Genomic DNA, 18102 nt, shown 5'->3' with positions numbered 1-18102 from the left:
CGGTTAATTGTCTACCAAACGGGGTACAGTTCAGTATGAGGATTATTTAAAGAAGGTTGAAGGCGGGGTGAAACCTATATCCATGATGTTTGTGCCGGGTGAAAATTGGCGTTTATACAAAGATTTAGGTGAAGAATTGGAACTTGGCTTTGTTGATTTTGATTATTTGAAGCGGCGTCATGGAGTTGATGTGGCAAAAGAAGGGTCGGAAGTGTTTGCTCAGTGGCAGGAAGCAGGCCTTTTAGAGCTTAACGGGAGATTTGTTGATCTTACTTTAGCGGGGCGTTTTTGGGCCGTAACCATGTCACAGCTTTTGACCAATTATCTGCAAAAGAAACTTAAAAACAATTCATAAACAAACAATCAGAGGTACTTATGAAACTTACCAGGATAAGTGCAGCCGTGCTGACGGTCTGCCTTGGCTCAACTGCGGCAATGGCTGCTCAGGATGTTTACACGAAAGGTGTAGAGGTAACAGCAACCCGCGTTACCCGCGATCTCATGGATGTTCCGATGTCGGTTGGCGTAGTGACGGAAGATGATATTAAAAAATCCGGTGTAACCACCATAGGTGAATTGATTCAGGATGTTCCCGGTGTAGAGCTGCAAAATGACGGCACTCCGGGTTTGATTCGCGTCAGCATTCGCGGTGAAGGTACTATGCGCAGTACCATTTTAATTGACGGACAAAGAATTTCAGAGCATAAATCAATGTCGGGCACTCCGATCCTCATCGATCCTTCGGCAGTGGAACGCGTAGAGGTAATCAAAGGCCCGGCATCTGTATTATACGGCTCTGACGCAATCGGTGGTGTGATAAATATCATCACTAAGAAAGGTGGTAAGAAACCGGTTCAGCTTGACGTCGGCGTAGGTTATAACGGAGCAGGTGACGGTTTTACTGAAAATGCCTCCGTATCCGGCTCTTATAACGGTTTTAATTATCGCTTAAGCGGTTCATACGCTGATTTTGGGGATTTGCGCACTCCTGATAAAACCATTGACGGCACTGATTACGATACTCGCTCAGGATCAGTTTTCCTTTCTTATGATTTCACTGATGATTTGACCATGGGCGTTAGTGCCGACTACTTTGAGGGTAATTTTAATACCGCTACCGATGATGCTGAAAGTTATGACGATTTTGCCGTAAGAATTCAGCCGTGGAAACGCCAGAAGTTTGCATTCTTTGCTGATGCCACTAACCTAAACGAATATTGGGCAAGACTGCGTTTTGATGTTTACACCCAGAAGACTGATAAGAAGATGCAGAATATCGTTGGAATGGGAATGGGTACTCAAACAACAGAAATGATGGGAAAACCTGTTACATTATATAACTCATCTATGCATATGGATAATCATGCTGATAATGAGATAAAAAGCAATGGCGTTTCAGTTCAGACAGAGTGGCAGTTAGGAGAGAACAATTATTTAATTGCCGGTGCAGGATTTGATAGTGACAAGTTAGACGCATATACATTTAATGATATGGCTATTTCCGGAGATTTAGCACCAATCCCCGGTGTGTCTGTATTTACAATGAAACCTAGTACAATTACTGATTTGGAAGGTGGACAGGATACATATTACCTATTTTTATCAAATGAAACTATTTTACCGGCAGACTTTACCGCAAATTACGGTGTACGTTTTACGCATGTTAAAACAAGTTTAGATAATGTTTCTTCAAGATATGCACCTGAAGCAGGTGGATATATTAATGGAAGTCCAATGTTTTCACTTGTTGACATGGGTCAAACACCAGATGCTAAAGCTTTTGAAGGAGAAGAATCAAATTCAAAAGCGGTTTTCAATTTCGGCTTGGTATGGCGCGGTATTGAAGATTTAGCTTTGCGCGCAACTTGGGCCCAGGGCTTTAGAGCTCCTACTATTCAGGAGAAGTTTTTAACTTCATCAATGGGCGGCGGTACGGAAATCGGCAATCCGAATCTTGATCCTGAAACTTCTGATAATTTTGAATTGGGAGCCCGTTATTCAGGAGAGCGTTTAAATCTTGATTTTGCCGCATTCTTGAATTTAGCAGACGATTACATTACTACAAAAGAAGTTTCTGCAGAAACTTATCAATATTATAACGTCGGCAAGGCTACTACTTATGGCGTTGAGCTCTCAGCATCTTATGATTTGCCTTACGGTTTCACTCCTTATACTTCTATGACTTGGTTGAAACGTAAGTTTGAGTACGGCGGAATTATAGGGGATACTTACGATACCAACACTCCTGAATTTATGTACCGTGCCGGTGTCCGTTATGAGAAAGATTTCGGGATCTGGACGTTAACTGCCGATACTTATGCCCGCGGCGCTACCGAGCGTGATTATGAATATGAGAGCAGCGGCGCTGTCGTTAAAACACATCACGGCGGTTATACCACAGCAAACTTTGAGGTCGGCGCGGCCTTTGGCGACGAACGTCAATATTCGGTTAATGCTGCAGTGCTTAATATCTTTGATAAGAAATATTACATATCAGATGCATTGCCAGAAGCCGGGGTTCACGCTGTTGTAACTGCTAACGCAAGGTTCTAATCCTATCCCTGACGGCATCGCAAGATGCCGTTATTTGACTATGCAAAAAATTAAAAAACGTTATTTCAATTGTCGGGAACTGGTAGTTCTGGGCGTGTTTGCCGCAGCTGCCAAAGTGGTTACTTTGGTGATTGCTTTGGCAGGCGGCGGACTTAATCCGGTGTCTCTTGTTCTCAAGAATCTGGTGTTTACCACATTGCTGGTCGTGCTTTTATATAAAGTACGCAAATTCGGCACGCTGTCTTTGTTTGCTGTGATTTCAGGTCTTATTTCTTTTTTGCTTTTAGGCGGAGGTATTACTTCAATCCCTACTACGCTTACTGCGGCAATTGCAGCTGAGTTTATCGTGTTGGCAACAGGCGGCTTTAAGCGTTTTTACGCTCCGGTTTTGGCGGTGTTTTTATATGACTTTATCTCAAAGCTTTTGTCTTTGGGCGTAAGTTACGTAATTATGCGCGAATCTCCGGGGCTTATGGTGGTAGTAGTCGTGATTGTCGGTGTCGGCTATATCGGATCGCTTATCGGTTTGTATACGGGTGTCAGATCTGCAAGGGAGTTAAAGCATGCCGGAATTATTCACTAATGCAAAATTAAGCCCTTTGCATCATTTTGATGTTAAGTCAAAGATGGTTTTTGCACTGCTGTGTTCGCTTGTCGCTTTGTTTTTAACCAGGCCTTTGCCGCTTTTGACTTTGTTTTTCGTAACGCTTGTTTACGCTTTGTGCATGCGCCGTTATAAGGTACTTTTGGTAAGTTATCTGTTTTTTATCGGTGTAATGCTGTTGTCTGTTTTTTGCGTCAGCTTTTTAGTCAGCTTTTATCCGCAGTTTAAAGACAGTGCCCGTATTGACTCTTTGGCAATGCCCTTTTTGCGCGGCGCCTCGGTCATGAATGTGGTAATGCCGATGGCTTTGACCATTAGAGTACAAAGTCTTCTTACTACTTTGCAGAATCTGCACCTTCCTTTTGTGATTTATCTGCCGGGCGCCGTGATGATCCGCTTTGTACCTTCTTTTATCCATGACATTAAACAGGTATTTGAGGCAATGAAAATTCGCGGTTTTGAAGTAAACGTCAAAAACGTACTGACTCATCCGGTTTTATTGACCCGTTTATGTTTTACGCCGCTTGTGTTTATGTCTCTTAGAACATCTGAGGATTTGGGGGTTGCGGCGGAGCTTAAAGGAATAGGCAGCGGCAATTTGTGTACCTATAAAAGGATGCGGCTTAAAAAGCGCGATATAGCGCTTATCGTTTTCAGCGTGATTTTAACCGGCACCTGTCTTGTATTTGAGTACATTTCAGGCGGCAGCTTTTACGGATCGATGCACGGATGATTGAAGTAAAAAACGTCAGCTACACTTATTCTGACAGCAAAGAAAAAGCACTAAACAATGTTTCGTTTACCGTAAACGACGGTGAAATCGTCTTGTGTACCGGCAGATCAGGATGCGGCAAATCTACGGTTATCCGCGTTATTAACGGTTTATGCCCAAGTTACTACGGCGGAACGCTTGAAGGCTCTGTAAGCATTGATAGTGAAATTACCGCAAGTATGGATTTGACCGGAATCTCAAGAAAAGTAGGTACTTTGTTTCAGGATCCCGAGCGGCAGTTTTTTGCCCTTAACGTCGAGGATGAAATCGTCTTTGCGCTTGAGTGGATGGGACTTTCCCGCGATGAAATCAAGCGCCGTCTTGAAAGCGTTATTAAAAGGTTTTCTCTTGAGGATATAAGGAATAATTCCATTGCGGCATTGTCCGAGGGGCAAAAGCAGAAGGTAGGTCTTGCCGAAATTGTCGCTTTACACGGTAAAAATATCATTTTAGATGAGCCTACGGCTAACCTTGACCCTCAATCAACAGAGGATTTGGCGCGGCTTTTGTTTGAGTTAAAACAGGAAGGTTACTGTATTTTCATAGTCGATCATCGTCATTATTGGTTAAATGCCATCGCCGATCGGGTTTTGATTATGTCAAACGGGAAAATCGAAAAAGAAGGCAATTTTTCCATTCTTGATAATGCATCGCTGCAAAAAGAATACGGTTTGCGCAAGGCTTATGTAACTGACAGAAGAGCATTGCTTAAAGATTTGGATCCTAACGGGGATGACTATGTAGTAAAAGGCGAGCATGTTGCTTTTTCTTACAAAGACGGCAAGACAATTTTCAAGGATTTGAATTTTGCCGTTCCCGAGGGGATCAATGTTCTTATCGGTGAAAACGGTATCGGCAAGACTACCTTGTCACGCCTTATTTTCGGACTTGAGAAATTAAGCGGCGGCAAAATTGAGTTTAAAGAGCCTAAGGGGAAAAAACCGCTGCAGCTTGGCAGTATCGTGCTGCAGAATACCGATTACCAGTTAAATATGCAGACCGTATATCAGGAAGTTGCTATATGTATGACTTTGGCAGAGGGCGTTAAACCGCAGCCTGGCAAGGTAATGGAGCTGCTTGAAAAACTTGATTTAAGTGCCTTGTCCTATCGTCATCCACAGTCTCTGTCAGGAGGGCAAAAACAAAGATTGGTAATAGCCTGCGCTTTGGCCAAAAATCCTCAGGTATTGGTTTTGGATGAGCCTACAAGCGGACTTGACGGTGCCAATATGCAGCGCATTAAAAATATTTTGCATGACTATGCAAAAGACGGGCGTGCGGCTTTGGTGATAACGCACGATCTTGAACTTATAGATGATATGAATTTAAAAGCATTAAGACTTAAAAAGGAGAGCGTATGAACGGAATTTCTTTGCAGCAGCAGTTAAAAGAGCTTATCTCAGGCGGTAAAAGTATGGGTCTGCAGATGCTTGCCGGGGTTTGCCGCAAAAGCGAGCTTGAGGTGATTAAAGCTTTGCCCGAAGGTATGGGGATGCTGTTTGAAGGATCTTATTTTGATAAGGTCTGGCAGATGTTAACGGAGATTGATACGTTAACTTTCTTTATTGAAAGTTCAGGCAATATCTTTGAGTTTAAAACCAAAGTAGAGCACGGACGTGAGGGGTTCGGTTATTTCAATCTTTTCGGCAAAAATTGTTTGAACGGACATTTACGTAAGGAAACCGTAAGTTCTATTGCTTTGCTTAAGATCCCATTTATGCAGCTTGAAAGCCGCCAGGTAGCTTTTATTAACACTGACGGTAAAGTTATGTACTCATTCTATTTGCCGCGTGAAGGACAAAAAATAGATCCTAAGGCAGAAGAGCTGTTTAACGCCTTTATAGCTGAGAACGGAGCTAACTAAAATGAAGTCTTTGGTTTTGGTCAGTTCAAAAACCGGCAACACTTATAAAATCGCCCGATATGTGCAAAAAGGCTTCGGGTGTGGTTGCGATTTAAAGAGAACGACGGAAAAGTATGATCTGTCAGCATATGACACCGTTTTAGTCGGTTTTTGGCTTGATTCGGGGCATGTCGATAATGACTCATTGTCCGTACTTAAAAGTCTTTATTACAAAAAGGTCGGAATATTCGGCACATTGGGCGGAGATCCGCAAAGTGAGGCGGCAGCAAAGGTGATGCAAAGTGCAATTGCCGCATTAAAGGAAGGTCATAGAGGCAATCGGCTTTTAGGAACCTTTTGGGTACAGGGAAAGATCAGCAAGCAGGTATTAAACCTTATGTATGAAAAATTTCCGGGATTAAAAGAGGATCCTAAACATGTAGAGCGTATTGCCAAAGCTGCCGTTCATCCTGATGCGGCCGACCGTCTTAAGGCTTTGCTTAAAGCCCAGTATTGGCAGGAAAAAGCTCTGAAGATAAAAGCAAGAGGTTAGCAGATGGATCTTGAAACTATATACGGACTTATCGGTCCGTGCGGCGTAGCCATAGTTATAATCGGTATCGCAGCGGTTTTTATTTGTTCACGCAGTTTGATTTATACCGCTTTGTCCTGGCGTGAGTTTAAACAGCGTTTTTTAGACGTACAGCGCGGTGATGAGAGATGTCTGCGCGATTATGAGGGCAGCAATCCGTTTTTGCGGATCATAAAAGATATAGTACAGACGCATGCATCTCATTCGGATGATATTCGAGCCGAGGTTGCTTATTTATTTAACCGAAATTTTAAAACGGCGATTAACGGTTTGTCTATTTTAAAAATGATAACGGTGATTTCGCCTTTGCTCGGACTCTTGGGTACGGTAAGCGGTATGCTGATGGTTTTTGATGCCGTATCCGCGGCAGCTGCGCAAAATCCTGAAGTTTTGGCACGCGGTATTTGGCAGGCACTTATTACTACTGTAATGGGGCTTACCGTGGCTATTCCTACCATGGTTATTTATTACTTTCTGTCTTTGAGAATGCGTACTTTTCAGATTGAAGCCATTGAACATTCATATCGTGCGATTGTAATTACCAAAAAGGTGCACGAGAGAAAAGAAAAGGAATAGTACATGAAACAATTTAGCGATTTTAATTTCGGAGATGATGCGCATATTGATTTAACACCGCTTATTGACGTTATTTTTATGCTCGTCATTTTCTTTATTCTGACAATGAGCTTTGCCAAACCAATTTTAGAGGTGGCGCTGCCGAGGTCGGAAGCCGGGCAGGCGGTTAAAAAACAGGATTTTTTAGTCGTCGCTCTGCATAAAGACGGCTCTATCGTGTATGACAATCGAATTATTGATAAAGAAGAGCTTAAGCTGATTTTGGATTCAGAGCCTGAAAAAGCACTTAATATTTACGCTGATATGCAGACACCGTTTCAGTCTTTTGTTGACGTGGTTGATGTAGCAAAAATTAAGCGTGACGGCAGATTTTCGATTACGACCAAAAAAGAGTGATGTAAATGGATAATTTACAAGCAACAGCGGATAAACTTGCAAGTCTGATAACTGTAGCGCTATTGGGAGTTTTTTGTGCCGGAGCTTTTATCTATTCGGGAGTAAGTGAATCGAAACAGGTTGAAGAAACGGTAGAAGTGCAAATTTTATCCATAGAGCAGGAGACTGCGCCGGCTGTTTTAGGAGATCCTGACGGAGGACCAAAAGAAAAGTCGCTTGAGGAAGAACAGGTAGAAGAAGTTAAAGAAGTAAAGGAAGTTAAAGATCTCACTCCTGTAGTAAAGGAGGCTATAAAACCTGCACCTGAGATCGTAAAGTCTGAGCCTCGCAAAAAAGAGGTAACAACTTCTCCTCAAAAGAAAAAGACGGTCGTTAAAAAGAAAAAATCCGTAAAAAGATCTTCAACAGATTTACCTAAGACCATAGCCGCCGATAAAAGCGGCAGCGGTAATAAAAAAGGCTCTTTGCAAGGCTCTGCAAAAGCACAATCGGCAGCGGCAAGAGCTGCCGGGATTTATAAAAATGCTTTTTCTTCATTGCTGTCACGAGTGTCAAGCTTAAAAGAATATCCGTCAAGAGCCAGAAGGCAGGGCATTGAAGGTAAGTGCGAGATAAGTTTTAAAGTAAATTCAAGCGGAGTAGTAACCGGTGCAACCGTAACACAAACAAGCGGACAGGTCGTTCTTGATTCTGCCTGTAAACGTCTTGGAGCAAAGCTTGTCGGTTTTAATACCGGCGCACAGGGCGGTGATTTTAACGTAAAAGTTCCGGTCAGTTTTAAGCTCATTGAGTAAAAATTAACTGTTTTTCGAAAACGTTTTCGTAAATTGCGGAAAATATATTGTTTACAAGCTTTAATTATGAGGGATTGTTGTAACTTATTAATTTAAAATCAATGGGTTATTTATTGTTTTGGTTTTTGGGTACAAGGTTGGGCGCAATTTGTCAAAGTTTGTTGTAAAACTTTGACATAGTTCTTATTTTCATCAATATTTATGAAGTATTTACGGATAAATATCACAAAAAAAGGTTTTACCGCTTTTTAATTATTTTATCTGGTAATAAATTCAATGTTACGTAAACGCTTGTTAAGCGTTTTTGCTTGAAACAGTGAGGAGTAATTATGAGAATTTCTAAGACTTTTATGGCTGTGGCTTTAGGTGCTGCATTAGCTACTACTTCAATGTTCGCTCAGGCTGTAGAGCCGGAGTACACTATCGGCTTTTCTCAGATCGGTGCAGAGTCCGAGTGGCGTACTGCTAACACTAACGACGTTAAAGCAGCAGCTGTTAAGCACAACATTGACTTAAAGTTCTCTGACGCTCAGCAAAAGCAGGAAAACCAGATTAAGGCAATTCGTACTTTCATTGCCCAGAAAGTTGATTTGATCGGTTTCGTTCCTATCGTTGCTACCGGTTGGGATAATATTTTGCGTGAAGCCAAGCGCGCCAAGATCCCGGTAATGATTATGGACCGTGATTTGACTGTTTCCGATGATTCCTTATATGTAGCTAAGATCGGTACCGATTCTTATGCCGAGGGCCGCAAAGCTTTCGATTGGATCGACAATTACGTAACCCAGAACAATTTAAAACCGCGTAACGGCGGCGATAAGCTTAATATCGTAATTCTTGAGGGTACCGTAGGTGCTTCAGCAGCTACCGGACGTTCTCACGGCTTTGACGATGCATTAAACGAGAGCCCGAATAAAGGCAGATACAATATCTTAGCTTCTCAGACCGGTGATTTCACTCGTGCCAAGGGCCAGGAAGTTATGGAGTCTTTCTTGAAGTCTTATCGTGATGATATTGATATTCTGTTCTCTCAGAATGATGATATGGCTTTAGGTGCTATTCAGGCTATTGAAGCTGCAGGTCTCAAGCCTTCAAAAGATATCGTTATCGTAGGCTGCGATGCCGTTAAGGGCATGTTCCAGGCTATGATTGACGGCAAGGCAAATGCTACCGTTGAGTGCAACCCGCTGCAGGGCGATCTCTTCTTTACTACCGCCAAGAAGATTTTAAAGGGCGAGCCGGTTGAGAAGAGCGTATACGTTGACGAAGGCGTATTTGATACCACCAATGCAAAAGAAGCCTTTGCTACTCGCCAGTATTAATTTCACATAAAAGAGTGTCCACCGCAGGGGATTTGTGTGTGGACATTTTTTCTATTAAAGACAATATAAAAATTATATGTTTAGGGGAGGTTCTCATGGCCGCAAATGAAGGCGATTATATCCTTCATATGAAGAACATCGATATGTTCTTCCCCGGAGTAAAAGCTCTAAAAAATGTTGAATTTAATTTAAAACGCGGTGAGATTCACTCTCTTATGGGTGAAAACGGAGCCGGAAAATCGACATTGATTAAAGTATTGACCGGCGTTTATCATAAAACTAACGGACAAATTGAATTTAACGGAAACATAATAGAGCCCAAAACCCCGCTTGAAAGTCAGCAATTAGGTATTTCCACCGTATATCAAGAAGTCAATCTGTGCGCAAATTTAACCGTTGCGGAAAATATTTACATCGGACGAGAGCCGCGCGGAAAGTTCGGTCAAATCGACTGGGCAACAATGTCTGCTAAAGCTAAGAAATTACTGCATAATGAATTGGGCATTGATATAGATGTAAACCGCGTATTGAATTTCTACCCGGTTGCTATGCAGCAGATGATTGCCATCGCCCGTGCTATCGATACTAAATGCCGTATTTTGATTTTGGATGAGCCGACTTCATCTTTGTCAGATAATGAAGTGGAACGCCTTTTTGCCATTATGCGCAAATTAAAGGGCATGGGTATTTCAATTATCTTTATTTCCCACTTCTTAGAGCAAATTTATACTATCTGCGATCGTATTACCGTATTAAGAGACGGTTCATATGTCGGTGAATATGAAATAAAAGATCTTCCTCGCATTGAACTCATTTCCAAGATGATGGGTAAGGAGATAAAAGAAGATCAGATTGAAAGCAATGTCGATAAGTCAGTGCCTAAAGACGAAAATGTAATTGAGTTTGATCATGTTACCGTTCCCGGCAAAGTTAAAGACTTATCCATGACGATTAAAAAGGGCGAAGTTGTAGGTCTTGGCGGACTGCTCGGTTCCGGACGCTCCGAAATAGCCGAAACCATTTTCGGTATTATGCCGGTTGCCGAAGGTACTATTAAGGTTGATGACGTGCAGGTGTCGGTAAAAAGCCCTATGGATCAGATGAAAAACCGTATTGCTTTTTGCCCTGAAGATCGTAAGGTTCAAGGTATTATCGGCGACTTGTCGGTACGCGAGAATATTATTTTGGCCCTGCAGGCCAAAGACGGTATGTTTAGGCATATGCCGCGTAAAAAGCAGAATGAGCTTGCCGATTATTACATCGATCTGTTGCGTATTAAAGTTTCGGATCGCGAACAGCTTATCAAAAATCTTTCAGGCGGCAATCAGCAGAAGGTTATTATCGCCAGATGGCTTGCCACTGAGCCTAATTTGCTGATCCTCGATGAACCTACCCGCGGTATTGACGTCGGAACCAAGACTGAAATTGAAGCATTGTCCGTACGCCTTGCCAAAGAAAAAGGTATGTCGGTGATCTTTATTTCAGGCGAAATGGGAGAAATGGTCAGAACTTGTTCGCGTGTTCTTATCATTCGTGACCATGAAAAAATCACCGAGTTAAACGGTGATGAAATTTCTACGGCTCATATCATGCAGGCTATTGCCGGAGATTATCATGGAAATAATTAAAAAATTCACAAAAAGCTCCATGGCATTGCCGCTTACGGCTCTTGCTTTGCTGCTTTTATTCAACGCCGTATTCGTTGAAGATTTTTTCTCGATTCAGATGATGGAAAACGGCAACCTTTACGGTCGTCCGATTGACATTTTGTATCGAGCAAGTTCCCTTATCATTCTGTCTTTGGGTATGACTTTCGTCATTGCCACGGGCGGTATCGATATTTCAGTCGGTGCTGTCGTTGCCATCTCCGCAGCCGTATGCTGCTATATGTTAGGCGGTGATATCAGCGGCGTTCCTCAGCATCCGTTTATTATCGCGATATTAGCAGCTTTGTGCGCCGGCATTATTTCAGGCATATGGAACGGTACTCTGGTAGCAAAATTCAAGATTCAGGCAATGGTTGCCACTTTGATTTTGATGACGGCAGGCCGCGGTATTGCCCAGTTAATTACCGACGGTCAGATTATTACCGTTTACTATAAACCGTTTAGCTATATCGGCGGAAATATTCCGGGAGTAATGCTTCCTACCGCAATGCTGATTGCTCTTGCGATGGTTATTCTGGTAATAGTACTTGATAGAAAAACCTCGCTAGGCCTTATGATTCAGTCTGTAGGTATTAACCAGACGGCCTCGCGTTATGCTGGTATTAAAGTTACCGCAGTTCTTTTTGCCGTGTATATTTTCTCCGGTTTTTGTGCCGGTACTGCAGGTCTTATCGAAGGTTCGCTGATTCGAGCTGCCGATGCCAATAACGCCGGCCTTAATATGGAAATGGATGCCATTCTGGCGGTGACCTTAGGCGGTACTTTGATGGTCGGCGGTCGCTACTATATCGGCGGAACTATTATTGGCGCTATTACCATCCAGACTTTAACCACGACCATGTATGCAGTAGGCGTTTCTTCAGATCGCCTGCCGGCAATCAAAGCAATCGTGATTTTACTTATTATTACCATTCAGTCAGAGAAATTTAAGGAAATGTTCCGCAAGTGGAAGCTTAAAAGAGCCGAGGCTGTAAGCAATAAGGAGGCTTCAAATGCGTAGTTTCTTTAGCAATCTTGTTGCCTCGCCGCGTTTTTCTTTCTACGTAACGGGCCTGTTGTTCATTATCCTGTTCGGTATCGGATCGATATCTTTTGAGGGCTTTTTCAGTCCGCAGGTTTTTTTAAACCTTTTTATTGATAATGCTCCGCTTATTATCGTAACCGTCGGTGTTACCTTTACGATTTTGTCAGGCGGCGGCGGTATCGACTTGTCCGTAGGTGCTGTAGTTTCTTTGTGCTGCATGACTTTAGCTTATCTCATGCGTGATACTTCTTTAAGTCCGTATGTCTGCATGCTGATAGCTTTATTCATCGGTGTTGTCGTAGGAACGATAAACGGCTTTTTCATTACTTTCTTTAAACTTCAGCCGTTTATCGTTACCTTGGGCACAATGTTTTTATGCCGCGGTCTTACTGCAATGATTTCCCGTGACAGTGTCCCTATCGACAATGTCGAGTATGGTGATCTGGCCTTTATGTCACTTGAAATCGGCGATTGCTTCCTGTCATTAGGAGCGATTATTGCGCTTATCGTAGTCGTCATCGCGACTATCGTATTGCGTTATACATCATTCGGCCGCTCCGTATATGCAGTGGGCGGTAATGAGCAGTCTTCAAGACTGATGGGTCTGCGTGTAGATGCCATTCGTATGAAAGTCTATATTATTTCAGGCTTTTGTTCGGCTTTGGGAGGTATTACATATTCTTGGATCATGCTTTCAGGCTATACTCTACATGGTCTTGGTATGGAGATGGACGCGATTGCCTCATCAGTTATCGGCGGCACTCAGTTGATGGGCGGCGTCGGATTTATCCCCGGTACCGTGTTAGGCGTTATGATTCAAGGTACGATTTTGACCATTATTTCTTTCCAAGGCACTTTGTCAGCCTGGTGGACAAAGATTGTGGTCGGTATTTTGCTTTGTCTCTTTATCGTAATGCAGGCTATCGTTAACGAACATAAGAACAAGCTTATGAACTTAAGCGCTGAAAAAAGCGGCGGTAAGAAGAAAAAGTAGTTCTTAATTAAAACGCCTGATAAAAATCAGGCGTTTTTCAGAGGTGCATATGGCAATTAATTTAGATAAAACTTATTTAGGTATTGAACTTGGTTCCACCCGTATTAAAGCCGTGCTTATTGATGAAAATCATAAGCCTATAGCCTCAGGAGATCATGCTTGGGAGAATCGTCTTGAGAACGGTATTTGGACATATCATCTTGATGATGTTTGGTCGGGACTCCAGGACTGCTATAAAAATTTGTGTGCCGACGTAAAGGCAAAATTCGGCGTGGCTCTTACTCATGTAGGAGCTTTTGGCGTTAGCGCCATGATGCACGGTTATATGGCCTTTAATAAAGAAGGTGAGCTCATGGTTCCGTTTAGAACCTGGCGCAATACCGAAGCTCGTGACGCATCCGGCAAGCTTACTGATCTGTTCCAGTTCAATATTCCTGAGCGTTGGAGTATTTCTCATCTTTATCAGTGCATACTTGACAAAGAAGAGCATGTAAATGATTTGGATTACTTCTGTACTTTAGCCGGCTATATTCATTGGAAACTTACCGGTAGAAAAGTTTTAGGTATCGGTGATGCCGCCGGCATGTTCCCGATTGATTCAGATAAGTTTGATTTCGTTGATCGCTTCCTTGAACAGTTTGACGAGCTGGTTGCTCCATACAATTTCAAATGGAAGCATGTTAAGGATTTGATGCCTAAGGTTTTATGCGCAGGCGATGATGCCGGCTGCTTAACTGAAGAAGGCGCAAAGCTTTTGGATCCTACCGGAACCTTGCAGGCAGGGATCCCGATGTGTGCTCCTGAAGGTGATGCCGGAACCGGAATGGTTGCTACCAATTCTTGTGCCAAGCGTACCGGCAACGTCTCTGCCGGAACCTCCATTTTTGCTATGGTGGTTTTGGAAAGAGCTTTATCCAAGCTGCATCGTGAAATTGATATGGTCACTACACCTGACGGATCTCCCGTTGCCATGGTCCACGCCAACAACTGCACCTCAGATTTGAATGCGTGGGTAGGTCTTTTCGGTGAGTTTGCCAAGGCGGCAGGACTTAATCTTGATGCTAATGCTTTATACGGACTTTTGTACAATAAGGCATTGGAGGGAGATTCGGATTGCGGCGGTTTGCTTTCTTACGGCTATTTCTCAGGTGAATTTATTACCGGACTTGAAGAAGGACGCCCGCTGTTTGTGCGTACTCCTGACAGTAAGTTCAGTCTTGCAAACTTCATGCGCACTCATCTTTACACCACATTAGGCGCTATCAAAATCGGTATGAATATTCTTGATGAAGAGAATGTCGCTCTCGATAAGTTGTTAGGTCACGGCGGTCTGTTTAAGACTAAGGGCGTTGGTCAGAAAATTATGGCCGATGCTATGAACGCCCCGGTTTCCGTTATGGAAACAGCAGGAGAAGGCGGTGCTTGGGGTATCGCTATTTTGGCAGCTTTTGTAGTTAACAAGGGTGATTTGACTTTGCCTGAGTACCTTGATGATAAGGTATTTAAGGGAGCTGAAGGTTCGACAATTGCACCTACCCCTGATGACGTTAAGGGTTTTGAAGCTTTCATGGAGCGCTACAAAGCCGGAATTGTCATCGAGAAGAGTGCTGTTGATAACCTTAAGTAGTTTTAAGTTAATTGTTATGAAGAGGGAGGCGCATGTCTCCCTTCTTTTTTGTCGGAAGAAAAAATTTATGAATGAAATTATTTTTGAGTCAAAGCGCTTATATGCGAAAAAACTTACTGTAAATTCAATTCCTGATCTTAAAAAGATGCTTCAGGATCCGCGAGTTATGTACGCTTATGAAGGGGCTTTTACTGATGAAATGGTTGAAGCCTGGCTTAATAAAATGTTATGGCGTTACGATGAATATGGCTTTGCCTTAAACGGAATTTATTTAAAGTCTACAGATGAAATGATTGGACAATGCGGCATTACCATGCAGGAATATAAAAATTCGTTAGTTCATGAGGTCGGTTATCTGTTTTGTGCTGATTTTTGGCATCAGGGCTATGCAACGGAAGCTGCCAAAGCAGCGCGTGATTATGCTTTTACGATATTAAAGGCACAAAGAGTGTTTGCTTTTGTGCGTGATACAAACACAGCGTCAATGAATGTGGCTAAACGCTGCGGACTAAAGGCAATAGATACTATTATCAAACATTACCGTAACGTGACTATGCCGCATATTGTTTTTGTTCTTACGCAAAAAGAGTGGGCATTTTTAAAATCTCAAGATCAAAATAGTTAAGAATTTTACTCAATCAGTGCAAATAATTTACGAGATTACTGAATATAATTTTGGAGATGAAACTATATAATACGTATAATTGATTATGACGATCTTGAAGGAAGAGAGGGGTAATATGTTTAAGCGCACTGTTTTTCCGTTAATAAAAAGGAGAATGCAGGAGCCTCGTCGTTTAATCCAAATCGTATCAGGACCTCGTCAGATAGGGAAGACGACAACAGTAAGACAGGCCTTGCAAGAGTGTTCTTGTGCATTTGCATATCATGTGATTGAGGGCGGTAATCGATATAGAAATGACTTTATCAGCTCTGCATGGAACGAGGCTAGGTTAAAAATAAAAAGTGAAAAGTTATCAGAATTTATTTTAGTTTTTGATGAAATTCAAAACGTTCCGCAGTGGAGTAGTTTTATTAAAAAAGAGTGGGATACTGATTCTTTTGATGGAGTAAATATAAAAGTTTTTTTGTTGGGTTCTTCGCGTGTTCTATTGTTGAAAGGTCTTGCAGAGTCATTGATGGGCCGCTTTGAAATCATAAGAATGTCTCATTGGTCATATCTTGAAATGAAAAATGCATTTAATTTTTCTGTAGAAGATTTTGTGTTTTTCGGAGGATACCCTTTATTTGCCTCTTTGATGCGCGATAATTTTGCAATGTCAGCTGAAGATAAGGAAAGAAATGCTGCTTTTTTGGTGGATGCAATCATAAATGCCACAGTAGAAAAAGACATATTAATTGATACGCCGATTGCAAAACCGGCTTTGTTAAGACGTCTTGTTGATTTGGCATGTAATTATTCAGGAGAAATTATTTCTTTAAATAAGCTCTTGGGATGTTTGCAAGAAAAAGGCAATACATCTACTTTGGCAAATTATCTTGATTTACTGGAGGAAAGCGGACTTATCAGTGCTTTATCTAAATTTTCAATAGATAGAGCAAGGCTGAGAGCTTCACCGCCTAAACTGCAAGTTTGGAATAACGCTCTTAAAACTAATTTTTTGCAACTTTCATATGACAGTTTACAAAAAGATAAAGCCATTTACGGCAGGGTATTTGAATCAGCAATCGGTGCTTTTTTGGTTAGTGCATCTTATACGGGACGTTTTGAGGTTTTTTATTGGAGAGAAGGAGATCTTGAGGTTGATTATGTTCTTAAAAAGGGGGAACGTATCGTAGCAATAGAAGTGAAAAGTAATTTTGAGGGATTTTCAAAAGGGTTAAATGTTTTTAATGAAAAGTTCAAACCATATCGTAGTTTTATTATCGGACCGGCGGCAATGAAAGCCGAGGAGTTTTTTTCTATTGATCCGATAATGTTGTTTGATTGATTTAACTATATTTTAGTATGTCATTGTCGGTGATTTTACGTAGAACTTTACACGGATTGCCGACAGCTACTGTGTAGGGAGGAATATCTTTGTTTACGACCGATCCTGCTCCTATTACAGCGCCTTCTCCGATTGTTACGCCGGGTAAAATACAGACGTTTGCGCCAATCCAGACATTTGATCCTATAGTGACGGGAAAAGCGTATTCAAGTCCTTGATTACGTCTTTTGGCATCAAGAGGATGTCCTGCGGTTGATATACAGCAATTGGGTGCAATAAAAACATGGTCGCCGACGGTTACTTTAGCTCCGTCTAAAATGATTAAATTGTAATTGGCGTAAAAATAGTCGCCAAGTTCAATATTAAAGCCGTTATCACAGTGAAACGGAGCAGTTATAACCGGAGATTTTCCGCATTTACCGACGATTTTCCTGATTTGTTCTTCCTGCTTTTTCAGATCGCTTGGACGAATTTGATTGAAATCATAACAAAGCTCTTGGCATTTTAATCGCAGTTTTACTGTTTCTTCACTGTAATTGGCATCATAAAGCATGCCGAGTTCACATTTTTCGCGTTCTGTCAATTTATTAAGATCTTTTTGCATCACAATTACTCCGGTCTGTCTTGAGCGAAATTTTTAATGGCTCGACCCAGCCTTAACATGATGACTAAAAATGAACAAGAAAGCAGAAAATAGCGCAGCATATTGTAGATAACGACAGCATGTTTAAAATTAGCTTCAAATACTGCAGGATCGATATCTTGGTTGTTTTGTTGAATGTAATAAAGCTCACTGTAAAAAATAAAAGGAGCAATAGCTGTAGCTAATAAAAATATCGCAGCTGCGAATCTTCTTTCTTTATTGCAGATGATTCCGCCGAAAATAAGCCAAGCTGCTCCGGCAATCAGCATAGATAAATGAAGAGGATCGGGAAAAGACGGATTAGAGGTTATTGCTACGGCCCAAAGGGCAACGATTAAAGAGCAGGCAAAAAGAATAGGACGGTATTGTTCGAGCATAAATAAAAATTCGGTTAAAAATAAAAGAAATATCTTAAATTATGTGTGGTCAGTATACACTCTTTTTGTTAAAATACAGCACGTTGCTGGCTTAGCTCAGTAGGTAGAGCAATTGATTCGTAATCAATAGGTCGCAGGTTCGATTCCCGTAGCCAGCACCATCTCGCTTTTTTCTCATCGTCTTTTGCATTTCTTGTCGTTTAAAAATTTCTATAATATTGATTAATAAAAAGTTTTTACCAGCTATTTATTGTCTTTATCTATTTTGGGTCAATTGGTTTTTTGTACACAAAACAAACACATTTTGTTTTTAATATTTATGTTTTTTATCAAAAAAAGATCAGCGGCTGTATCCCCGTCCTTTAG

19 protein-coding genes and 1 tRNA gene are annotated in these 18102 nt (G+C 41.7%); 18 read left to right on the top strand and 2 right to left on the bottom strand.

The window, feature by feature from the left end; genetic code table 11:
* Positions 1–82 precede the first annotated feature (82 nt).
* The 17 genes from HMPREF9444_RS00100 to HMPREF9444_RS00020 all read left to right on the top strand — a co-directional run bounded on the left by HMPREF9444_RS00100 (position 83) and on the right by HMPREF9444_RS00020 (position 16716).
* Positions 83–355, top strand: coding sequence for a hypothetical protein (locus HMPREF9444_RS00100; RefSeq protein WP_148514280.1), 273 nt, complete (start codon positions 83–85; stop codon positions 353–355).
* Between the two features lie 20 nt (positions 356–375).
* Positions 376–2553: a TonB-dependent receptor plug domain-containing protein gene (locus HMPREF9444_RS00095; RefSeq protein ID WP_009142251.1), complete on the top strand. Its 2178-nt coding sequence runs from the start codon at positions 376–378 to the stop codon at positions 2551–2553.
* 40 nt (positions 2554–2593) lie between these two features.
* The gene (locus HMPREF9444_RS00090) at positions 2594–3136 is read left to right on the top strand and encodes an MptD family putative ECF transporter S component (RefSeq protein WP_009142250.1); all 543 of its coding nucleotides are present in this window, start codon (positions 2594–2596) and stop codon (positions 3134–3136) included.
* Positions 3117–3890: an energy-coupling factor transporter transmembrane component T family protein gene (locus HMPREF9444_RS00085; protein ID WP_009142249.1), complete on the top strand. Its 774-nt coding sequence runs from the start codon at positions 3117–3119 to the stop codon at positions 3888–3890. The genes HMPREF9444_RS00090 and HMPREF9444_RS00085 overlap by 20 nt, the downstream gene beginning before the upstream one ends.
* Positions 3887–5290 carry an ABC transporter ATP-binding protein gene (locus tag HMPREF9444_RS00080; RefSeq protein ID WP_009142248.1) on the top strand — a complete coding sequence of 468 codons (1404 nt, stop codon included), beginning with the start codon at positions 3887–3889 and terminating at the stop codon, positions 5288–5290. Before HMPREF9444_RS00085 ends, HMPREF9444_RS00080 begins: the two co-directional genes overlap by 4 nt.
* Positions 5287–5793, top strand: a complete 507-nt coding sequence (gene hutX / locus HMPREF9444_RS00075) for a heme utilization cystosolic carrier protein HutX (protein WP_009142247.1) — start codon at positions 5287–5289, stop codon at positions 5791–5793. Before HMPREF9444_RS00080 ends, hutX begins: the two co-directional genes overlap by 4 nt.
* A gap of 1 nt (position 5794) precedes the next feature.
* Complete coding sequence (locus HMPREF9444_RS00070; RefSeq protein WP_009142246.1) at positions 5795–6325, top strand: flavodoxin family protein; 531 nt, start codon at positions 5795–5797, stop codon at positions 6323–6325.
* Positions 6326–6328: 3 nt separating this feature from the next.
* Positions 6329–6940: a MotA/TolQ/ExbB proton channel family protein gene (locus tag HMPREF9444_RS00065; protein WP_009142245.1), complete on the top strand. Its 612-nt coding sequence runs from the start codon at positions 6329–6331 to the stop codon at positions 6938–6940.
* 3 nt (positions 6941–6943) lie between these two features.
* Entirely contained in the window at positions 6944–7336 is a 393-nt protein-coding gene (locus tag HMPREF9444_RS00060) for an ExbD/TolR family protein (RefSeq protein WP_009142244.1), read from the top strand.
* A 5-nt stretch (positions 7337–7341) separates the two neighbouring features.
* A complete protein-coding gene (locus tag HMPREF9444_RS00055; RefSeq protein ID WP_009142243.1) occupies positions 7342–8130 on the top strand; it encodes an energy transducer TonB in 789 nt (262 codons plus the stop codon).
* A 329-nt stretch (positions 8131–8459) separates the two neighbouring features.
* Entirely contained in the window at positions 8460–9452 is a 993-nt protein-coding gene (locus tag HMPREF9444_RS00050; protein ID WP_009142242.1) for an ABC transporter substrate-binding protein, read from the top strand.
* Positions 9453–9547: 95 nt separating this feature from the next.
* A complete protein-coding gene (locus HMPREF9444_RS00045) occupies positions 9548–11080 on the top strand; it encodes a sugar ABC transporter ATP-binding protein (RefSeq protein WP_040908968.1) in 1533 nt (510 codons plus the stop codon).
* On the top strand, positions 11067–12119 hold the full coding sequence (locus HMPREF9444_RS00040) for an ABC transporter permease (RefSeq protein ID WP_009142240.1): 1053 nt from the start codon (positions 11067–11069) through the stop codon (positions 12117–12119). Before HMPREF9444_RS00045 ends, HMPREF9444_RS00040 begins: the two co-directional genes overlap by 14 nt.
* Positions 12112–13137, top strand: a complete 1026-nt coding sequence (locus HMPREF9444_RS00035) for an ABC transporter permease subunit (RefSeq protein ID WP_009142239.1) — start codon at positions 12112–12114, stop codon at positions 13135–13137. Before HMPREF9444_RS00040 ends, HMPREF9444_RS00035 begins: the two co-directional genes overlap by 8 nt.
* A gap of 49 nt (positions 13138–13186) precedes the next feature.
* The gene (locus HMPREF9444_RS00030; protein WP_009142238.1) at positions 13187–14764 is read left to right on the top strand and encodes a xylulokinase; all 1578 of its coding nucleotides are present in this window, start codon (positions 13187–13189) and stop codon (positions 14762–14764) included.
* 67 nt (positions 14765–14831) lie between these two features.
* The gene (locus HMPREF9444_RS00025) at positions 14832–15389 is read left to right on the top strand and encodes a GNAT family N-acetyltransferase (protein WP_198002737.1); all 558 of its coding nucleotides are present in this window, start codon (positions 14832–14834) and stop codon (positions 15387–15389) included.
* 154 nt (positions 15390–15543) lie between these two features.
* Positions 15544–16716 (top strand): ATP-binding protein, encoded by a 1173-nt coding sequence (locus HMPREF9444_RS00020; RefSeq protein WP_198002736.1) that lies wholly within the window; start codon positions 15544–15546, stop codon positions 16714–16716.
* Position 16717: 1 nt separating this feature from the next.
* Here HMPREF9444_RS00020 and HMPREF9444_RS11300 read toward each other — a convergent pair whose 3' ends face one another.
* A complete protein-coding gene (locus HMPREF9444_RS11300) occupies positions 16718–17320 on the bottom strand; it encodes a sugar O-acetyltransferase (protein WP_009142235.1) in 603 nt (200 codons plus the stop codon).
* Positions 17321–17325: 5 nt separating this feature from the next.
* Entirely contained in the window at positions 17326–17736 is a 411-nt protein-coding gene (locus HMPREF9444_RS00010; protein WP_009142234.1) for a hypothetical protein, read from the bottom strand.
* A gap of 85 nt (positions 17737–17821) precedes the next feature.
* Here HMPREF9444_RS00010 and HMPREF9444_RS00005 point away from each other — a divergent pair.
* A tRNA-Thr gene (locus HMPREF9444_RS00005) sits at positions 17822–17897 on the top strand.
* The last annotated feature ends 205 nt before the right edge of the window (positions 17898–18102 follow it).

Source organism: Succinatimonas hippei YIT 12066 (assembly GCF_000188195.1).
GTDB classification, from domain to species: Bacteria; Pseudomonadota; Gammaproteobacteria; order Enterobacterales; family Succinivibrionaceae; genus Succinatimonas; species Succinatimonas hippei.
This window is presented reverse-complemented; position numbering and strand designations above follow the sequence as displayed.

Bases quoted from the DNA above. Each gene is read 5' to 3' on its own strand.
- HMPREF9444_RS00025 (WP_198002737.1), top strand. From the start codon at position 14,832: ATGAATGAAATTATTTTTGAGTCAAAGCGCTTATATGCGAAAAAACTT.
- HMPREF9444_RS00010 (WP_009142234.1), bottom strand. From the start codon at position 17,736: ATGCTCGAACAATACCGTCCTATTCTTTTTGCCTGCTCTTTAATCGTT.
- HMPREF9444_RS00030 (WP_009142238.1), top strand. From the start codon at position 13,187: ATGGCAATTAATTTAGATAAAACTTATTTAGGTATTGAACTTGGTTCC.
- HMPREF9444_RS00085 (WP_009142249.1), top strand. From the start codon at position 3,117: ATGCCGGAATTATTCACTAATGCAAAATTAAGCCCTTTGCATCATTTT.
- HMPREF9444_RS00050 (WP_009142242.1), top strand. From the start codon at position 8,460: ATGAGAATTTCTAAGACTTTTATGGCTGTGGCTTTAGGTGCTGCATTA.
- HMPREF9444_RS00070 (WP_009142246.1), top strand. From the start codon at position 5,795: ATGAAGTCTTTGGTTTTGGTCAGTTCAAAAACCGGCAACACTTATAAA.
- hutX (WP_009142247.1), top strand. From the start codon at position 5,287: ATGAACGGAATTTCTTTGCAGCAGCAGTTAAAAGAGCTTATCTCAGGC.
- HMPREF9444_RS00035 (WP_009142239.1), top strand. From the start codon at position 12,112: ATGCGTAGTTTCTTTAGCAATCTTGTTGCCTCGCCGCGTTTTTCTTTC.
- HMPREF9444_RS00100 (WP_148514280.1), top strand. From the start codon at position 83: ATGATGTTTGTGCCGGGTGAAAATTGGCGTTTATACAAAGATTTAGGT.
- HMPREF9444_RS00040 (WP_009142240.1), top strand. From the start codon at position 11,067: ATGGAAATAATTAAAAAATTCACAAAAAGCTCCATGGCATTGCCGCTT.
- HMPREF9444_RS00045 (WP_040908968.1), top strand. From the start codon at position 9,548: ATGGCCGCAAATGAAGGCGATTATATCCTTCATATGAAGAACATCGAT.
- HMPREF9444_RS00080 (WP_009142248.1), top strand. From the start codon at position 3,887: ATGATTGAAGTAAAAAACGTCAGCTACACTTATTCTGACAGCAAAGAA.
- HMPREF9444_RS11300 (WP_009142235.1), bottom strand. From the start codon at position 17,320: ATGCAAAAAGATCTTAATAAATTGACAGAACGCGAAAAATGTGAACTC.
- HMPREF9444_RS00065 (WP_009142245.1), top strand. From the start codon at position 6,329: ATGGATCTTGAAACTATATACGGACTTATCGGTCCGTGCGGCGTAGCC.
- HMPREF9444_RS00060 (WP_009142244.1), top strand. From the start codon at position 6,944: ATGAAACAATTTAGCGATTTTAATTTCGGAGATGATGCGCATATTGAT.
- HMPREF9444_RS00055 (WP_009142243.1), top strand. From the start codon at position 7,342: ATGGATAATTTACAAGCAACAGCGGATAAACTTGCAAGTCTGATAACT.
- HMPREF9444_RS00095 (WP_009142251.1), top strand. From the start codon at position 376: ATGAAACTTACCAGGATAAGTGCAGCCGTGCTGACGGTCTGCCTTGGC.
- HMPREF9444_RS00020 (WP_198002736.1), top strand. From the start codon at position 15,544: ATGCAGGAGCCTCGTCGTTTAATCCAAATCGTATCAGGACCTCGTCAG.
- HMPREF9444_RS00090 (WP_009142250.1), top strand. From the start codon at position 2,594: ATGCAAAAAATTAAAAAACGTTATTTCAATTGTCGGGAACTGGTAGTT.